Source organism: Caballeronia insecticola, from assembly GCF_000402035.1.
In the GTDB taxonomy this organism is placed as follows: Bacteria; Pseudomonadota; Gammaproteobacteria; order Burkholderiales; family Burkholderiaceae; genus Caballeronia; species Caballeronia insecticola.
In genome coordinates this window covers 2628336-2645625 of record NC_021287.1, presented here as the reverse complement: position 1 = coordinate 2645625, position 17290 = coordinate 2628336, and the positions used below count along the sequence as shown (strand labels likewise).

Here is a 17290-nt window from a genome sequence, read left to right as displayed (position 1 = left end):
GCGGTTTGCCCTTAAGCTGCCGCACGAACAAATTTGATCGATTGGAAGGGAACCGAGTTGCAGGAAGGGCACGCGAACGCGAACATTTTTTTCGTCGGACTCATGGGGGCGGGTAAAACCACCGTGGGCCGTGCGGTTGCGCGCCGTTTGCAGCGCTCGTTCATCGATTCGGACCACGAGATCGAGGCGCGCACGGGCGCTCGCATCCCGGTGATCTGGGAACTCGAAGGCGAGACCGGTTTTCGCCAGCGCGAGGCGAACGTCATCGACGAGTTGTCGCAGCGCAGCGGCATCGTGCTCGCGACGGGCGGCGGCGCCGTGTTGCGGCCCGACAATCGCGAACATCTGAAGAATCGCGGCATCGTCATTTATCTGCGCGCCAATCCGCACGATCTCTGGCAGCGCACGCGGCGCGACAAGAACCGGCCGTTGTTACAGACCGAAGACCCGCGCGGCAAGCTCGAAGCGCTTTTTCAGACGCGCGACCCGCTGTATCACGAATGCGCGGATTTCGTCGTGGAAACGGGGCGGCCGACCGTCAATGCGCTCGTCAATATGGTCCTGATGCAACTGGAGGTAGCCGGCGTGGTCAAGTCGGCTGAGTCATAATGTCCGCCATGATTACCGTCAATGTCGAACTGGGCGAGCGCGCCTATCCCATTCATATCGGTGCGGGCCTGATCGGCCGCACGGAGTTGTTCGCCCCGCATATCAAGGGCGCATCCGTTGCGATCGTCACTAACTCGACCATCGATCCCTTGTACGGCGACCGGCTGCGCGCCGCGCTCGAACCGCTCGGCAAGAAGGTGACGACCGTCGTCCTGCCAGACGGCGAGGCGCACAAGAACTGGGAAACGCTCAACCAGATTTTCGACGCGCTCCTCACCGAACGCGCCGACCGCAAGACCACGTTGATCGCGCTGGGCGGCGGCGTCGTCGGCGACATGACCGGCTTTGCCGCGGCGAGCTACATGCGCGGCGTGCCGTTCATCCAGGTGCCGACCACGCTGCTCTCGCAGGTGGATTCGTCGGTGGGCGGAAAGACGGGCATCAATCATCCGCTCGGCAAGAACATGATCGGCGCGTTCTACCAGCCGCAGGCAGTGATCGCCGATATCGCGGCGCTGCATTCGCTGCCGGAGCGCGAACTGGCGGCGGGTATGGCGGAAGTCATCAAGACCGCCGCGATTAAAGACGCGGAATTCTTCGAGTGGATCGAAGCGAACGTCGATGCACTCAACCGTCAGGACGAGACCGCGCTCGCGCATGCCGTTAAGCGCTCGTGCGAGATCAAGGCGTCGGTGGTCGCGTCCGACGAACGCGAAGGCGGGCAGCGCGCGATCCTCAATTTCGGCCACACGTTCGGCCATGCGATCGAAGCCGGACTCGGCTATGGCGAATGGCTGCACGGCGAGGCGGTCGGTTGCGGCATGGTGATGGCCGCCGACCTGTCGGTGCGCCTCGGCAAGCTCGACGAAGCCGCGCGCCAGCGCCTCGTGCGCGTGATCGAGGCGGCCAAGTTGCCCGTCACGGCGCCGAAGCTTGGTGACGACCGCTACGTCGATCTCATGAAAATCGACAAGAAGGCCGAAGCCGGCGAAATCAAATTCATCCTGCTGACCCGCTTCGGTGCAACCGAGATTGCGGGCGCGCCCGATCAGGCCGTGCGCGCGACACTCGCCGCCAGCATCTGATCTGCGCGAACGGCGGCGAAAACCACGACGATGCGGAGCAGCCGGTGAGCGAAACAGAAATGCAACTTCCACCGGGCGCGCCGTCATCGCTTGCGCTCGAATCGCATCTTGCGCCGTACGCCGCGCATTCCGCGCAATCGCGCGGGCGCCGCTTCGCCGAGGCGCCGCCCGCCGCGCGCACCGAGTTTCAGCGCGACCGCGACCGCATCGTGCATTCGACCGCGTTTCGCCGGCTCGAATACAAGACGCAGGTCTTCGTCAATCATGAGGGCGACCTCTTCCGCACGCGCCTCACGCACAGTCTCGAAGTCGCGCAGATCGCGCGTTCCGTGGCGCGCAATCTGCGGCTGAACGAGGATCTGGTCGAAGCCGTCTCGCTCGCGCACGATCTCGGCCATACGCCGTTCGGTCATGCCGGACAAGACGCGCTGCACGACTGCATGCGCGATCACGGCGGCTTCGAGCACAACCTGCAGAGCCTGGCCGTCGTCGATCAGCTCGAAGAGCACTACGGCGCGTTCAACGGCCTGAACCTGTGCTTTGAAACGCGCGAGGGCATCCTCAAGCATTGCTCGCGCGAGAACGCGCGCAAGCTCGGCGATCTCGGCGAACGCTTTCTCACGGGCAAGCAGCCGTCGCTGGAAGCGCAGATCGCGAATGTGGCCGACGAAATCGCCTACAACAATCACGATGTCGACGACGGCCTGCGCTCCGGTCTCATCACGCTCGAGCAGCTTTCGGAAGTGAGCCTCTGGCACACGCACTTCGAGGCCGCGCGCGCCGATTATCCGAACATCGACGGGCGCAGGCTGATTCACGAGACCATCCGCCGCATCATCAATACGCTGATCGTCGATCTGATCGAATCGACGAGCCGCAATCTCGAACGCATAGCGCCGCAATCCATCGACGATATTCGCAATGCGCCGCCGCTCGTCGCGCACACCGAAGAAGTCGCGGCGCAGGCGGCGCAGCTCAAGCGTTTCCTGTTCCGGAACCTGTACCGCCATTTTCGCGTGATGCGCATGGCGAACAAGGCGAAGCGCGTCGTGACCGGCCTGTTCGACGCGTTCACCGACGACCCGCGCCTCTTGCCGCCCGCTTATCAGGCAAGCCAGCCTGTTGCGGAGGAATCGGCGAATGATGCGCCATCGTCGAGCCACGACAGTTCGCAGGCGCGGCTGATCGCGCATTACATCGCCGGGATGACGGATCGCTATGCATTGAAGGAGTATCAACGCCTGTTTGTCATCGACAACAACTAATATCGCGCGTTTTCAAGCGCGAATTCGCAAAAAGGAGACTCAACGATGAGCTGTAAGCCCTTGTTCCGCTCGATCTCGGCCGCGGCCATTCTGGCGTTCGGCGCCAGCACCGCGGCGCACGCCGCGACGGAAATCCAGTTCTGGCATGCGATGGAAGCCGCGCTCGGCGAGCGCGTGAACGACATCGCCAACGACTTCAACGCATCGCAGAGCGATTACAAGATCGTCCCCGTGTTCAAGGGCACGTATGACCAGACGCTCGCGGCGGGCATCGCGGCGTTCCGCAGCGGCAACGCGCCGGCCATCCTGCAAGTGTATGAAGTCGGCACAGCGACCATGATGCAGGGCAAGAAGGCCGTCGTGCCGGTCTACGACGTGTTCAAGCAAGCCGGCGTGCCGCTCGACGAGAAGGCGTTCGTGCCGACCATCTCCGGCTACTACAGCGACGCGAAGACCGGCCATCTGATTTCGATGCCGTTCAACAGCTCGACGCCGGTGCTCTACTACAACAAGGACGCCTTCAAGAAGGCGGGCCTCGATCCGAACCAGCCGCCCAAGACCTGGGCCGATGTCGAAGCCGACGCGAAGAAGCTCAAGGCCGCGGGCTATTCATGCGGCTATTCGTCGGGCTGGCAGAGCTGGATTCAGCTCGAAAACTACAGTGCATGGCACGCCGCGCCGTTCGCGACGAAGAACAACGGCTTCGATGGCCTCGACGCCAAGCTCGAATTCAACAAGCCCTTGCAGGTCGCGCATATCGCCTTCTTGCAGAAGATGGCGAAGGAAGGCAACTTCACCTATGTGGGCCGCAAGGACGAGCCGGTGTCGAAGTTCTATAGCGGCGATTGCGGCATCATCACGAACTCGTCGGGCTCGCGCGCGACCATCAACAAGTTCGCGAAGTTCGACTACGGCATCGGCATGATGCCCTACGACGCGAACGTGAAGGGCGCGCCGCAGAACGCGATTATCGGCGGGGCGAGTCTGTGGGTGCTGTCGGGCAAGGACCCGGCCGTGTACAAGGGCGTCGCGAAGTTTCTCGCGTATCTGAGCTCGCCGCCGGTCGCGGCGAAGTGGCATCAGGACACGGGCTATCTGCCGGTCACGCAGGCCGCCTACGAGCTGACGCAGAAGCAGGGCTTCTATGACAAGAATCCCGGCGCGGACATCGCCATCAAGCAGATGCTGAACAAGCCGCCGCTCGCCTACACGAAGGGCCTGCGTCTGGGCAACATGCCGCAGATACGCACCATCGTCGATGAAGAACTCGAGCAGGTCTGGGCGGAGAAGAAGACGCCGCAACAGGCGCTCGACGCATCGGTGCAACGTGGCGACGAACTGCTGCGCCGCTTCGAGAAGGCCGGCAACTAAGCTCGTTTGAGCCAGCGCCCGCGTGCCGCGCGGGCGCGTCGTTCAGGACACATCGCATGGAAAAACGGTCTCGTTTCGATACCGGCGTCTTGCCGTATCTGCTCGTCGCGCCTCAGCTCGCGATTACCGCGCTGTTCTTTCTCTGGCCCGCGGGCGAGGCGCTCTGGCAAGCGACGCAAAGCCAGGACGCGTTCGGCACGTCGAGCGAATTCGTCGGGCTGGCGAACTTTAGGCAATTGTTCGCCGATCCGCTCTATCTCTCGTCGTTCAATACGACGATGATCTTCTGCTCGCTCGTCACCGTGTCGGGCCTCGTGATCTCGCTGTTGCTCGCCGCCTGCGCCGATCGTGTGACGCGCGGCGCGCGCGCGTATCAGACGCTGCTCATCTGGCCGTATGCGGTCGCGCCCGCGATTGCCGCCGTGTTGTGGTCGTTTCTGTTCAACCCGAGCATCGGGCTTGTCACGTATGCGCTGGCCAAGCAGGGCATCGTGTGGAATCACGCGCTGAACGGCACGCAGGCGATGTTTCTGGTCGTGCTCGCGTCGGTGTGGAAGCAGGTCAGCTATAACTTCCTGTTCTTCTATGCAGGCCTGCAAGCGATTCCGCAATCGCTGATCGAAGCGGCCGCCATCGACGGTGCCGGTCCGGTGCGACGCTTCTTCGGCATCGCGCTGCCGCTGCTTTCGCCGACGTCGTTCTTCCTGCTCGTCGTGAACCTCGTCTACGCGTTCTTCGACACCTTCCCGGTGATCGATGCCGCCACCGGCGGCGGCCCCGCGCAATCGACCAAGACGCTCATCTACAAGATTTTCGCGGAAGGCTTCCAGGGACTGGACATCGGCAGTTCGGGCGCGCAGTCGGTCGTGTTGATGGTGATCGTCGTGGCGCTGACCATCGTGCAGTTCCGCTTCGTCGAACGCAGGGTGCAATATTCATGATCGAGAATCGTCGCGGTTTCGATATCTTCTGTCACGCTGTGCTGCTTCTCGGCGTCGCGCTGATCGTGTTTCCGGTGTATGTCGCGTTCTGCGCGGCCACCATGAACTCGAAAGAAGTCTTCAGCGTGCCGCTCTCGCTCGTGCCGAGCACGCATCTGTTCGAGAACGTCGCCAACATCTGGACGCACGGCAGCGGCAACGCGGCGGCGCCGTTCGGACGCATGCTGATCAACAGCCTCGTGATGGCGCTCGTCATTTCGTTCGGCAAGATCGCGGTGTCCATCATCTCCGCGTATGCCATCGTGTTCTTCCGCTTTCCGCTCAAGAACGTTGCGTTCTGGCTCATCTTCATCACGCTGATGCTGCCGGTGGAAGTGCGTATCTTTCCGACGGTGCAGGTCGTCTCGTCGATGCATCTGTCGAACACATACGCCGGACTGACGCTGCCGCTGATCGCCTCCGCAACGGCGACGTTCCTGTTCCGCCAGTTCTTCATGACGCTGCCCGATGAACTGATGGAAGCGGCGCGCATCGACGGCGCGGGACCGCTGCGTTTCTTCTGGGACGTCGTGTTGCCGCTCTCGAAGACGAACATCGCGGCGCTGTTCGTCATCACGTTCATCTACGGCTGGAATCAGTATCTCTGGCCCATTCTCATCACCAACGAGACGTCGCTGCAGACGGCGGTGGTCGGCATCAAGAGCATGATCGCCTCGGGCGATACCGCGACCGAATGGCATCTCGTCATGACCGCGACGCTGCTCGCGATGCTGCCTCCGCTCGCCGTCGTGCTGACCATGCAGCGCTGGTTCGTGCGCGGCCTCGTGGATTCGGAAAAGTAAAACGGAGACTTGGACACATGATTCTCGAAATCGCGCAGTTGCCCGTGAAGGCGGGCGAGGAAAGCGCATTCGAAGCCGCTTTCGATGAAGCGCAGAAGATCATCGCGGCGCAGCCCGGATATCGTTCGCATGAACTCGTGCGTGGCGCGGATAGCGGCAACTCATCGCAATACGTGTTGCTCGTGCGCTGGGATTCGATCGAGGCGCATGACCCCGGCTTTCGGCAATCGGCGGGTTATCAACGCTGGCGCGAAATGCTGCATCGTTTCTATGAGCCGGGCATCGCGGTCGCGCATTTCGCGACCGTGGCCGGCGCGTTGAAGGACTGATCGATGGCCGCGCTGAATCTCAAGGCTGTCAGAAAGACCTACGACGGCAAGAACTTCGTGTTGCATGGTATCGACGTGGATGTTGCGGATGGCGAGTTCGTCGTCATGGTCGGTCCGTCGGGATGCGGAAAATCGACGCTGCTGCGCATGGTCGCGGGACTCGAAAGCGTGTCCGACGGCGAGATCGAAATCGGCGGCAAGGTCGTGAACAAGCTGGAGCCGAAGGATCGCGACATCGCCATGGTGTTCCAGAACTACGCGCTCTATCCGCACATGAGCGTCGCGCAGAACATGGCGTATGCGCTCAAGATCGGCGGCGCGGATCGGGCGACGATCGACTCGCGTGTGGCCAACGCCGCGCGCATCCTCGAACTCGAACATCTGCTTGCGCGCAAGCCGCGCGAGTTGTCCGGCGGGCAACGGCAGCGCGTCGCGATGGGCCGCGCGATCGTGCGCGAGCCGGCCGTGTTTCTGTTCGATGAACCTTTGTCGAACCTCGACGCCAAGCTGCGCGTGCAAATGCGCCTCGAAATCCAGCGCCTGCATGCGCGTCTCGCCACGACGAGTCTTTACGTCACGCACGATCAGATCGAAGCGATGACGCTCGCGCAACGCGTGATCGTGATGAACAAGGGACACGCCGAGCAGATCGGCGCGCCGACCGACGTGTACGAACGTCCGGCAACCGTATTCGTCGCGAGCTTCATTGGATCGCCGGCGATGAATCTGCTCGAAGGACGTCTGTCGGAAGACGGCACGACCTTCGCCGTCGCGGGCGATGGACCGGCGCTGCCCGTCGCGGGCGCGAGCGGCCTGACGAGCGCGATGCACGGGCGCGACTGGATCGTCGGCATTCGGCCCGAGCACATGACGCCGGGCATTCCCGGCGCGGCGAGCGCGACGCTCGATGTCGATTCGGCCGAGCTGCTCGGCGCCGACAATCTCGCGCACGGCAAGTGGGGCAAACACGACGTGGCGGCGCGCTTGCCGCACGAGCACCGGCCGCAGCGCGGCGAGCGTTTGGCCGTGTCGTTGTCGGCGCGTCATCTGCATTTCTTCGATCCGGCCACGGGCCTGCGCGCCAACTGAAGAGAAAGGAGGTCGAGATGAGAACCTGGCCTTATCCCGCGATCGTCGCGCATCGCGGCGGCGGCAAGCTCGCGCCGGAGAACACGCTCGAAGCCATCGATGTCGGCGCGCGTCACGGTCTCAAGATGATCGAATTCGACGCGAAGCTCTCCGCCGATGACATCGTGTTCCTCTTGCACGACGATGCCGTCGATCGCACGTCGAACGGGCGCGGTGTCGCGAAAGCCATGACCTACGCGCAATTGCGGGTGCTTGACGCGGGCGCCTGGTTCAGCGACGAGTTCGCGGGCGCGCGCATGCCTACGCTCGCGCAAGTACGCGAGCGCTGCGCGAAGCACGGGCTTGCTGCGAACATCGAGATCAAACCGAGTCAGGGACGCGACGTGGAGACGGGCGTGCTTGTCGCGCGCGAAGCGGCCACGCTATGGGCGGACGCGGACCCAATGCCGTTGTTGTCGTCGTTTTCGTATGCGGCGCTGGAGGCGGCGCGTGATGTTGCGCCGAATCTGCCGCGCGGCATGCTGTACGAGCGCGTGCCGCCGAACTGGCGCGCGCAGACCGCGGCGTTATCGTGCGTGTCGCTGCACGCGAGTCATCGCGCGCTGGATGAGACGCTCGTCGCGCAGATCAAGGACGCCGGCTTGCGCATCCTCGCCTACACGGTGAACGATCCGGCGCGCGCCCGCCTGCTGGCGCAGTGGGGCGTCGATGCGATCTGCACGGATCGCATCGACATCATCGGCGCGGATTTTCTGGAAGCCTCGTCGGGCTAGGGCTGCAGCGGCGTCTGCGGCTTCAGCGCGCGCGCCCGAGCAGCACGCCCGCGACGAGCGCAAGGCCGCCGACCAGCACAATCGTCTGCCAGGGCTTTTCATGGAGATACGCATCGGCGTCTTCGAATACGGCGCCGGCGCGCTGCCTCAGCACGGCGTGCGTATCGTTCAGACGTGCGCGCGCGTTATCGAGACGATCGCTGATTTGTGCACGAAGCGCGGCGGCATCGGCCGATGTGCCTTCGGCCAGCGTGCTTTCGAGTTCGCTCAGTAGCGAGCGCAGTTCGGAACCAATGTCCTCAGCGGCCTCGCGGCCATGTCGTGCCATGCGACGTGCACGGCGGCTGGTGGTGTTCCATGAATCTCCGATGGCGTCTCGCGTATTAGGCAATGCGTTCATAGATCGCTCCCGTCGATGGATAGTCGTGGATGGCCCGCATGCGAAGCGGGGAAACCCATGATGCAGCAAATTCGATGCCGATGCCGCCCGCATGCGCGATATGTTGATCAGGCGCGAAGTAAATCGCTAACGCTATTCGCAGGCAAGTAAGAAGTGCAAGCGATCCGTTCAATCAAGGTCACATTTACAAGCGCTAAAAATGACAACGCCGGCATGCGCAAACATGCCGGCGATATGCTTGTTACTACGTGATTGTTTATCGCGGAGTAATCGTATCGATGAGCAAATATCTTTTAGAAGCGATAGCCTACGCGCAAATATGTGACGATCGGGTTGAGCGTGATTTTCGCTTGCGACTGGACGTTGAGCGTTCCCACCGGCGTTTGCGCCTGCGTGTTCAACTTGGCGGTGGCCTTCAGCGGAATGAACGAGACGGAAAATCCTGCGAACCAGTGCTCGGTAAAATTGTAAGTCGCGCCGACATTAAACACCGGTGCCCACGAACTATCCGTGTCGACGGTGGTCGGACCATGCAGAACCGAGCCTTCGAATTGCTGGTTCGTGATCTTCGCGTCGGTGAACCAGGTGCGCGTCACGCCAATGCCGACGAAGGGCCGCAGCTTCGCCGAAGGAGCATTGAAGAAGTATTTGAACAGCAGCGTCGGGCTCCATTGCTTGGCGCTGCCAAGCTTGCCGTACTGCGAGAGCGTGCCTTTGCCTTCGAGATCGAAAGTCGGCGGAACGCCCATCTCGAGTTCGGCTGCGATGTGATCGGTTGCAAAGTAACCGAAGGTGAAGCCGGCCGTGTCAGCGCTTGAAATGCCGGCACCCGTACCGGGAACGTCGATATTGACGGGAGATCCGCCTACACTTAACTCTTTGAGCGGACCACTGCTGTCTTGCGGGGCAAAGTGAAACCAGCCACCAGTTACGTAGAAGGACCCGGCCGACTGCGCATGTGCTGCGGTAGACACACATGCTAATGCCGCGATCCCCGTGACGACTTGTTTTATTTTCAATTTGTGCTCCTCCGAAAAAGCACGCTCATTATGAACACATCATTTCAAAGTAACCATAGCGGCGCCGTAGAGCATTTTCCCTAGGGCGAAGAGCGGCTTTGGGGCTTCGTTGCACGGCATTTGCATGCGTTTCGTTCATGCGGCCGTCATGGCTCCAACAGGCCCCCTATCGGGGTAACACAAACGCGACCAACGGAATATCCAGAATGGCACGGCTTGCACGACTCTATGTTCCCGAACAGCCGCAGCATGTCATCCTGCGTGGTCTCGATCAGCAGCCCGCTTTCGTCGACGACCAGGACTACGAGCTCTTCATCGACTGCTTGAGGACTGCTTCACGTGATCATCACCTCTCCATCCACGCCTACGCATTGATGCCGCAGGCGGTGCATCTGCTCGTCACGCCTCGCGACGAGTCCAGCTTGCCCAAAGCCATGCAGGCAGTCGGACGTCGTTACGTAGCGCATTTCAATCGCCGTTACATGCGGCGCGGCACGCTGTGGGAAGGCCGCTACCGGGCCACCGTGATCGAGGGCGAGCGCTACTTTCTGCTTGCCACGCGCGTCGTCGAGATGGCGCCTGTGCGCGCGCAGCTCGTCGCGACGCCGCAAGACTACAAGTGGTCCAGCTATCGTCATCACATCGGGCTTACGCTCGATGGCCTGATCACCGACCATCCGCTTTTCTGGTCGCTCGGCAACACGCCCTTCGAACGCCAGCACGCCTACAAGGAGCTGTGCGAACAACCGCTCGACGAACGCGAAGCCAACCGTCTGCTGCAAGCAACACTCAAGGGCTGGGTGCTCGGCAGCGACGCGTATCGGGAATGGGCGGCGCGGGCCGCTAACCGCCGCGTGTCGCCGCTGCCGCGCGGACGGCCGCGCAAGATTCGCGAAACCCCACAGGCTCAATAACGGCCCGACGCGGTAAAGCTGTAGCAGGAAAATGAAACGGCGTCTCGAATTTTCGGGCAACGCCGTTTCTTTTTTATGATGAATGATTGTGCCCCAATTAAATGGGGCATGCTTGCACCATATCGATAATTGGTGCCTGACCACCACATTTTATTTGCCATCGTTTTGATTCGTCGCGTATATTTCGATTTCCGGCGATTTTTTGCGGCGCAGCGTGAGCGCAGCACGACCGGCTTCGCGGCGTCCAAGCTGAAACAACAAGCCGCGAGCGACATAAAAAATGGTTCAACGGCCGAGTCGGCCCCTCACAGTAGAGACGGTGTCCCCATGAACGATCATCAGCAACCGGCAGTCGGTTCGCTTCCCGCCGCGCAGGGCATGTACGACCCTGCCAACGAGCATGACGCCTGCGGCGTCGGCTTCGTCGCCCATATCAAGGGGAAAAAGAGCCACGAGATCATTCAGCAGGGTCTCAAGATTCTCGAAAATCTCGACCACCGCGGCGCGGTCGGCGCCGATCCGCTGATGGGCGACGGCGCCGGCATCCTGATTCAGGTGCCGGACGGCTTCTATCGCGAAGAAATGGCCAAGCAGGGCGTGACGTTGCCGCCGGCTGGCGAATACGGCGTCGGCATGATCTTTTTGCCGAAGGAACATGCGTCGCGTCTCGCGTGCGAACAGGAACTGGAACGCACGGTGAAGGCCGAGGGCCAGGTCGTGCTCGGCTGGCGCGACGTGCCGGTCGATGCCAACATGCCGATTTCGCCCACCGTGAAGGCGAGCGAGCCGCTGATCCGCCAGATTTTCATCGGGCGCGGCAAGGACATCGTCGTGACGGACGCGCTCGAGCGCAAGCTGTACATCATCCGCAAGACGGCGAGCCACCGTATTCAGGCGCTCAAACTCAAGCACGGCAAGGAATACTTCGTGCCGTCGATGTCCTCGCGCACCGTCGTCTACAAGGGGCTGCTTCTGGCCGGTCAGGTCGGCGTGTACTACCGCGACCTGCAGGACGAGCGCACCGTGTCGGCGCTCGCGCTCGTGCACCAGCGCTTCTCGACCAACACGTTCCCCGCGTGGGAACTCGCGCACCCGTACCGCATGATCGCTCACAACGGTGAAATCAACACCGTGAAGGGCAACGTGAACTGGCTGAATGCGCGCACCGGCGCAATCGCGTCCTACGTGCTCGGCGACGACCTGCCGAAACTCTGGCCGCTGATCTATCCGGGCCAGTCGGACACGGCTTCGTTCGACAACTGTCTCGAACTGCTCGTGATGGCCGGCTATCCGCTCGTCCACGCAATGATGATGATGATCCCGGAAGCCTGGGAACAACACACGCTGATGGACGACAATCGCCGCGCGTTCTACGAATATCACGCCGCGATGATGGAACCGTGGGACGGCCCCGCCGCAATCGCGTTCACGGACGGCCGCCAGATCGGCGCCACGTTGGACCGCAACGGCCTGCGTCCGGCGCGCTATCTCGTCACCGACGACGATCTCGTGATCCTCGCGTCGGAGTCGGGCGTGCTGCCCATTCCCGAGTCGAAGATCGTCAAGAAGTGGCGTCTGCAGCCGGGCAAGATGTTCCTGATCGACATGGAGCAGGGCCGCATCATCGAGGACAAGGAGCTGAAGGACAACCTCGCCAACGCGAAGCCGTACAAGAGCTGGATCGACGCCGTGCGTATCAAGCTCGACGAAATCGAGCCGAAGGCGGAAGACGTCGAAGCGCAGCGCCGTGAGGCCGCCGCGCTGCTCGACCGTCAGCAGGCGTTCGGCTACACGCAGGAAGACCTCAAGTTCCTGATGGCGCCGATGGCGCAGTCGGGCGAAGAAGCGATCGGTTCGATGGGCAACGACTCGCCGCTCGCGGTCATGTCCAACAAGAACAAGACGCTCTACAACTACTTCAAGCAGTTGTTCGCTCAGGTGACGAACCCGCCGATCGACCCGATCCGCGAAAACATGGTGATGTCGCTCAACTCGTTCATCGGTCCGAAGCCGAACCTGCTCGACACGACCAACATCAACCCGACGATGCGCCTCGAAGTGTCGCAGCCCGTGCTCGACTTCAAGGACATCGCGAAGATCCGCGCCATCGACAAGTACACCGGCGGCAAATTCAGTTCGTACGAGCTGAACATCTGCTATCCGGCGGCGTGGGGCAAGGAAGGCATCGAGGCGCGCATTGCGTCGCTGTGCGCCGAAGCCGTCGATGCCGTGAAGTCCGGCTACAACATCCTGATCGTCTCCGACCGCAAGATGGACGGCGACAACGTCGCGATTCCGGCGCTGCTCGCCACCTCGGCCATCCACTCGCATCTCGTGCAGCACGGCCTGCGCACGAGCACGGGTCTCGTCGTGGAAACGGGTTCGGCGCGCGAGACGCATCACTTCGCGCTGCTCGCGGGCTACGGCGCGGAAGCCGTGCATCCGTATCTCGCGCTCGAAACGCTCGCCAACATGGCCGACGGCCTGAAGGGCGATCTGTCGGCGGAGAAGGTCATCTACAACTTCACGAAGGCGGTCGGCAAGGGCCTGCTCAAAGTGATGTCGAAGATGGGCATCTCGACGTACATGTCCTACACGGGCGCGCAGATTTTCGAAGGCGTCGGCCTGTCGGCGGATCTGGTCGAGAAGTACTTCAAGGGCACGGCGTCGAAGGTCGGCGGCATCGGCATTTTCGAGGTGGCCGAGGAAGCAATTCGCCTGCACCGCGAAGCGTTCGGCGACAACCCGATTCTCGCCAACATGCTCGATGCGGGCGGCGAGTACGCGTATCGCGTGCGCGGCGAGGAACACATGTGGACGCCCGATGCGATCGCCAAGCTGCAGCACTCGGCGCGCAGCAATTCGTATCAGACGTACAAGGAATACGCGCACATCATCAACGACCAGACGAGGCGTCACATGACGTTCCGCGGTCTGTTCGAGTTCAAGGTCGATCCGGCCAAGGCGATTCCGCTCGAGGAAGTGGAATCGGCGAAGGAGATCGTCAAGCGCTTCGCCACCGGCGCGATGTCGCTCGGTTCGATCAGCACCGAAGCGCACGCGACGCTCGCCATCGCGATGAACCGCATCGGCGGCAAGTCGAATACCGGTGAAGGCGGCGAGGACGAGACGCGTTATCGCAACGAACTGCGCGGCATTCCGATCAAGAACGGCGACACGCTGAAATCGATCATCGGCAAGGAAGTCGTCACCGATATCCCGCTGAAGGACGGCGATTCGCTGCGCTCGAAGATCAAGCAGGTCGCGTCGGGACGTTTCGGCGTGACGGCGGAGTATCTCGCGTCGGCGGATCAGATTCAGATCAAGATGGCGCAGGGCGCGAAGCCCGGCGAAGGCGGTCAGTTGCCGGGCCACAAGGTGTCGGAATACATCGGCAAGCTGCGTTACTCGGTGCCGGGCGTGGGCCTCATTTCGCCGCCGCCGCACCACGACATCTATTCGATCGAAGATCTCGCGCAGCTCATCCACGATCTGAAGAACGTGAATTCGGCGTCGAGCATTTCGGTGAAGCTGGTGTCGGAAGTGGGTGTCGGCACGGTGGCGGCCGGTGTGGCGAAGGCGAAGGCGGATCACGTCGTGATCGCGGGTCACGACGGCGGCACGGGCGCGTCGCCCCTGTCCTCGCTCAAGCACGCGGGCACGCCGTGGGAACTGGGTCTTGCCGAAACGCAGCAGACGCTCGTGCTCAACCGTCTGCGCGGCCGTATCCGCGTGCAGGCCGACGGTCAGATGAAGACCGGCCGCGACGTCGTGATCGGCGCGCTGCTCGGCGCAGACGAGTTCGGCTTCGCGACGGCGCCGCTCGTTGTCGAAGGCTGCATCATGATGCGCAAGTGCCATCTGAACACGTGCCCGGTTGGCGTCGCGACGCAGGACCCGGTGCTGCGCGCGAAGTTCTCGGGCCAGCCGGAACACGTCGTCAACTTCTTCTTCTTCATCGCGGAAGAAGTGCGCGAAATCATGGCTCAGTTCGGCATCCGCAAGTTCGACGATCTGATCGGCCGCGCGGAACTACTCGACATGAAGAAGGGCGTCGAGCACTGGAAAGCGAAGGGTCTCGACTTTTCGCGCGTGTTCTATCAGGTGCCGGTGGGTGCGGAAGTCGCGCGCAAGCACGTCGATGTGCAGGATCACGGCCTCGACAAGGCGCTCGATCACGTGCTGATCGAGAAGTCGAAGGCGGCGATCGAGCGCGGCGAGCATGTGTCGTTCATCCAGCCGGTGCGCAACGTGAACCGTACGGTCGGCGCGATGCTGTCCGGCCTGATCGCGAAGAAGCACGGCCACGACGGTCTGCCCGACGACTCGATCCACATTCAGCTGAAGGGCACGGCGGGTCAGAGCTTCGGCGCGTTCCTCGCGAAGGGCGTGACGCTGGATCTCGTCGGCGACGGCAACGACTACGTCGGCAAGGGCATGTCGGGCGGGCGCATCATCATTCGCCCGACCAACGACTTCCGCGGCAAGTCCGAGGAAAACATCATTTGCGGCAACACGGTGATGTACGGCGCGATCGAAGGCGAATCGTATTTCCGCGGCGTGGCGGGCGAGCGTTTCTGCGTGCGTAACTCGGGCGCGACGGCGGTCGTCGAAGGCACGGGCGATCACGGCTGCGAATACATGACGGGCGGCACGGTGGTCGTGCTCGGCGAAACGGGCCGCAACTTCGCGGCGGGCATGTCGGGCGGCATCGCGTTCGTGTTCGACCCGGACGGCACGTTCGCGGGCAAGTGCAACAAGTCGATGGTCGCGCTCGACCCGGTGCTGCAACAGGCCGAACAGGAGCGCACGGTGGATCGCGCGCTGTGGCACGCCGGCAAGACCGACGAAGCGCTGCTGAAAGGCCTGATCGAGCGTCATTTCCAGTTCACCGGTTCGCCGCGCGCGAAGGCGCTGCTCGAAAACTGGGACGCGTCGCGCCGTCAGTTCGTCAAGGTCTTCCCGACGGAATACAAGCGCGCGCTCGGCGAAATCGGCGCGAAGAAGTCGAAAGACGCCATCGCGGCGTGATCGGCTTCAACCAATCGGCTTGATACATATAGATGGGCTCTCCGGTGCATGACATCGGAGAGCGAATTCCTCACCGTACATAGAGAAAGAAGAGAACCACATGGGCAAGGCAACCGGTTTTCTCGAGTTCGAACGCCGCCACGAGGCGTACGAAGCACCGCTGACCCGCGTCAAGCACTACAAGGAATTCGTCGCCGCGCTGACGGATGAAGACGCGAAGATTCAGGGCGCGCGCTGCATGGACTGCGGCATTCCGTTTTGCAACAACGGCTGTCCGGTCAACAACATCATTCCGGACTTCAACGATCTCGTGTTCCAGCAAGACTGGAAGAGCGCGATCAACGTGCTGCATTCGACCAACAATTTCCCTGAGTTCACGGGCCGCATCTGCCCGGCGCCGTGCGAGGCCGCGTGCACGCTCGGCATCAACGACGATCCCGTCGGCATCAAGTCGATCGAGCACGCGATCATCGACAAGGCCTTCACGGAAGGCTGGGTCGTGCCGCAACCGCCGAAGCACAAGACGGGCAAGAAGGTGGCCGTGGTCGGTTCGGGCCCCGCGGGGCTGGCCGTCGCGCAGCAACTGGGGCGCGCGGGGCACGATGTCGTCGTGTTCGAGAAGAACGATCGCATCGGCGGGCTGCTGCGTTACGGCATTCCCGACTTCAAGCTGGAGAAATGGCTGATCGACCGCCGCATGCGCCAGATGGAAGCGGAAGGCGTGTCGTTCCGCACGAATGTGTTCATCGGCAAGGATCCGCTGCCGGCGTTCATCGGCAACACGGCGAAGGAAACCATCACGCCCGACGAGCTGAAGGAACAGTTCGACGCGGTCGTGATCGCGGGCGGCTCGGAAACGCCGCGCGATCTGCCGGTGCCGGGACGCGAGCTCGAAGGCATCCATTACGCGATGGAATTCCTGCCGCAGCAGAACAAGATCAACGCCGGCGACAAGCTGACGGAACAACTGCTCGCGAAGGGCAAGCACGTGGTCGTGATCGGCGGCGGCGATACGGGTTCGGATTGCGTGGGCACGTCGAATCGTCATGGCGCGAAGGGCGTCGTGCAGTTCGAACTGCTCGCGCAGCCGCCCGAGGAAGAGAACAAACCGCTCGTGTGGCCGTACTGGCCGATCAAGCTGCGCACGTCGTCGTCGCATGAAGAAGGTTGCGATCGCGACTGGTCGGTGGCGACGAAGCGCTTCGAAGGCAAGAACGGCAAGGTCGAAAAGCTGATCGCGGTGCGCGTGGAATGGAAGGGCGGCAAGATGCAGGAAGTGCCGAACTCCGAGTTCGAACTGAAGGCCGATCTCGTGCTGCTCGCAATGGGCTTCACGCAGCCGGTGTCGCCGGTGCTGGATGCGTTCGGCGTCGAGAAGGATGCGCGGGGCAACGTGCGCGCGTCCACCGAGGGCGAAAAGGCGTATTACACGTCGGTGGACAAGGTCTTCACCGCGGGCGACATGCGGCGTGGTCAGTCGCTCGTCGTGTGGGCGATTCGCGAAGGACGCCAGTGCGCGCGCTCGGTCGATGCGTATCTGATGGGAAGCAGCGAGTTGCCGCGGTAAGGTTTTGACGGCATGAAAAAAAGGGCGGACGACTGTGAAGGTCGTCCGCCCTTTT

Annotated in this window: 14 protein-coding genes; 12 read left to right on the top strand and 2 right to left on the bottom strand. The window is 62.3% G+C overall.

Annotation, left to right across the window (positions count from 1 at the left end):
* The first annotated feature begins 57 nt into the window (after positions 1-57).
* The 9 genes from aroK to ugpQ are packed head-to-tail and all read left to right on the top strand — an operon-like array spanning position 58 to position 8304.
* Entirely contained in the window at positions 58-609 is a 552-nt protein-coding gene (gene aroK / locus BRPE64_RS12225; RefSeq protein ID WP_044042178.1) for a shikimate kinase AroK, read from the top strand.
* A gap of 8 nt (positions 610-617) precedes the next feature.
* Positions 618-1694 (top strand): 3-dehydroquinate synthase, encoded by a 1077-nt coding sequence (gene aroB / locus BRPE64_RS12220; protein ID WP_044042177.1) that lies wholly within the window; start codon positions 618-620, stop codon positions 1692-1694.
* A 59-nt stretch (positions 1695-1753) separates the two neighbouring features.
* Positions 1754-2959 (top strand): deoxyguanosinetriphosphate triphosphohydrolase, encoded by a 1206-nt coding sequence (locus BRPE64_RS12215; protein ID WP_232519222.1) that lies wholly within the window; start codon positions 1754-1756, stop codon positions 2957-2959.
* A gap of 45 nt (positions 2960-3004) precedes the next feature.
* On the top strand, positions 3005-4330 hold the full coding sequence (ugpB, locus tag BRPE64_RS12210; RefSeq protein ID WP_044041628.1) for a sn-glycerol-3-phosphate ABC transporter substrate-binding protein UgpB: 1326 nt from the start codon (positions 3005-3007) through the stop codon (positions 4328-4330).
* 56 nt (positions 4331-4386) lie between these two features.
* Positions 4387-5271 carry a sn-glycerol-3-phosphate ABC transporter permease UgpA gene (gene ugpA / locus BRPE64_RS12205; protein ID WP_016346435.1) on the top strand — a complete coding sequence of 295 codons (885 nt, stop codon included), beginning with the start codon at positions 4387-4389 and terminating at the stop codon, positions 5269-5271.
* A complete protein-coding gene (gene ugpE / locus BRPE64_RS12200; RefSeq protein ID WP_016346434.1) occupies positions 5268-6113 on the top strand; it encodes a sn-glycerol-3-phosphate ABC transporter permease UgpE in 846 nt (281 codons plus the stop codon). The genes ugpA and ugpE overlap by 4 nt, the downstream gene beginning before the upstream one ends.
* A 17-nt stretch (positions 6114-6130) precedes the next feature.
* Positions 6131-6442: an antibiotic biosynthesis monooxygenase family protein gene (locus BRPE64_RS12195; protein ID WP_016346433.1), complete on the top strand. Its 312-nt coding sequence runs from the start codon at positions 6131-6133 to the stop codon at positions 6440-6442.
* A gap of 3 nt (positions 6443-6445) precedes the next feature.
* Positions 6446-7531, top strand: a complete 1086-nt coding sequence (locus tag BRPE64_RS12190; protein ID WP_016346432.1) for a sn-glycerol-3-phosphate import ATP-binding protein UgpC — start codon at positions 6446-6448, stop codon at positions 7529-7531.
* Positions 7532-7548: 17 nt separating this feature from the next.
* Positions 7549-8304, top strand: a complete 756-nt coding sequence (ugpQ, locus tag BRPE64_RS12185) for a glycerophosphodiester phosphodiesterase (protein ID WP_016346431.1) — start codon at positions 7549-7551, stop codon at positions 8302-8304.
* Between the two features lie 22 nt (positions 8305-8326).
* Here the strand turns inward: ugpQ and BRPE64_RS12180 are convergent, their stop codons facing one another.
* Together BRPE64_RS12180 and BRPE64_RS12175 are read right to left on the bottom strand one after the other, a co-directional pair.
* Positions 8327-8704, bottom strand: a complete 378-nt coding sequence (locus BRPE64_RS12180) for a DUF883 family protein (RefSeq protein ID WP_044041626.1) — start codon at positions 8702-8704, stop codon at positions 8327-8329.
* A 293-nt stretch (positions 8705-8997) separates the two neighbouring features.
* Entirely contained in the window at positions 8998-9723 is a 726-nt protein-coding gene (locus tag BRPE64_RS12175) for an OmpW/AlkL family protein (protein ID WP_044041625.1), read from the bottom strand.
* A 206-nt stretch (positions 9724-9929) separates the two neighbouring features.
* On the opposite strand from BRPE64_RS12175, the gene BRPE64_RS12170 reads away from it, so the two are divergent.
* The 3 genes from BRPE64_RS12170 (at position 9930) to BRPE64_RS12160 (ending at position 17235) form a co-directional block, all read left to right on the top strand.
* Positions 9930-10637: a transposase gene (locus BRPE64_RS12170; protein WP_016346428.1), complete on the top strand. Its 708-nt coding sequence runs from the start codon at positions 9930-9932 to the stop codon at positions 10635-10637.
* A 327-nt stretch (positions 10638-10964) separates the two neighbouring features.
* Complete coding sequence (locus BRPE64_RS12165; protein ID WP_016346427.1) at positions 10965-15668, top strand: glutamate synthase-related protein; 4704 nt, start codon at positions 10965-10967, stop codon at positions 15666-15668.
* 100 nt (positions 15669-15768) lie between these two features.
* Entirely contained in the window at positions 15769-17235 is a 1467-nt protein-coding gene (locus BRPE64_RS12160; protein WP_016346426.1) for a glutamate synthase subunit beta, read from the top strand.
* The last annotated feature ends 55 nt before the right edge of the window (positions 17236-17290 follow it).

Coding starts and splice junctions, on each gene's coding strand:
- aroB (WP_044042177.1), top strand. CDS start 618: ATGATTACCGTCAATGTCGAACTGGGCGAGCGCGCCTATCCCATTCAT.
- BRPE64_RS12215 (WP_232519222.1), top strand. CDS start 1,754: ATGCAACTTCCACCGGGCGCGCCGTCATCGCTTGCGCTCGAATCGCAT.
- ugpB (WP_044041628.1), top strand. CDS start 3,005: ATGAGCTGTAAGCCCTTGTTCCGCTCGATCTCGGCCGCGGCCATTCTG.
- ugpA (WP_016346435.1), top strand. CDS start 4,387: ATGGAAAAACGGTCTCGTTTCGATACCGGCGTCTTGCCGTATCTGCTC.
- ugpE (WP_016346434.1), top strand. CDS start 5,268: ATGATCGAGAATCGTCGCGGTTTCGATATCTTCTGTCACGCTGTGCTG.
- BRPE64_RS12195 (WP_016346433.1), top strand. CDS start 6,131: ATGATTCTCGAAATCGCGCAGTTGCCCGTGAAGGCGGGCGAGGAAAGC.
- BRPE64_RS12190 (WP_016346432.1), top strand. CDS start 6,446: ATGGCCGCGCTGAATCTCAAGGCTGTCAGAAAGACCTACGACGGCAAG.
- ugpQ (WP_016346431.1), top strand. CDS start 7,549: ATGAGAACCTGGCCTTATCCCGCGATCGTCGCGCATCGCGGCGGCGGC.
- BRPE64_RS12180 (WP_044041626.1), bottom strand. CDS start 8,704: ATGAACGCATTGCCTAATACGCGAGACGCCATCGGAGATTCATGGAAC.
- BRPE64_RS12170 (WP_016346428.1), top strand. CDS start 9,930: ATGGCACGGCTTGCACGACTCTATGTTCCCGAACAGCCGCAGCATGTC.
- BRPE64_RS12165 (WP_016346427.1), top strand. CDS start 10,965: ATGAACGATCATCAGCAACCGGCAGTCGGTTCGCTTCCCGCCGCGCAG.
- BRPE64_RS12160 (WP_016346426.1), top strand. CDS start 15,769: ATGGGCAAGGCAACCGGTTTTCTCGAGTTCGAACGCCGCCACGAGGCG.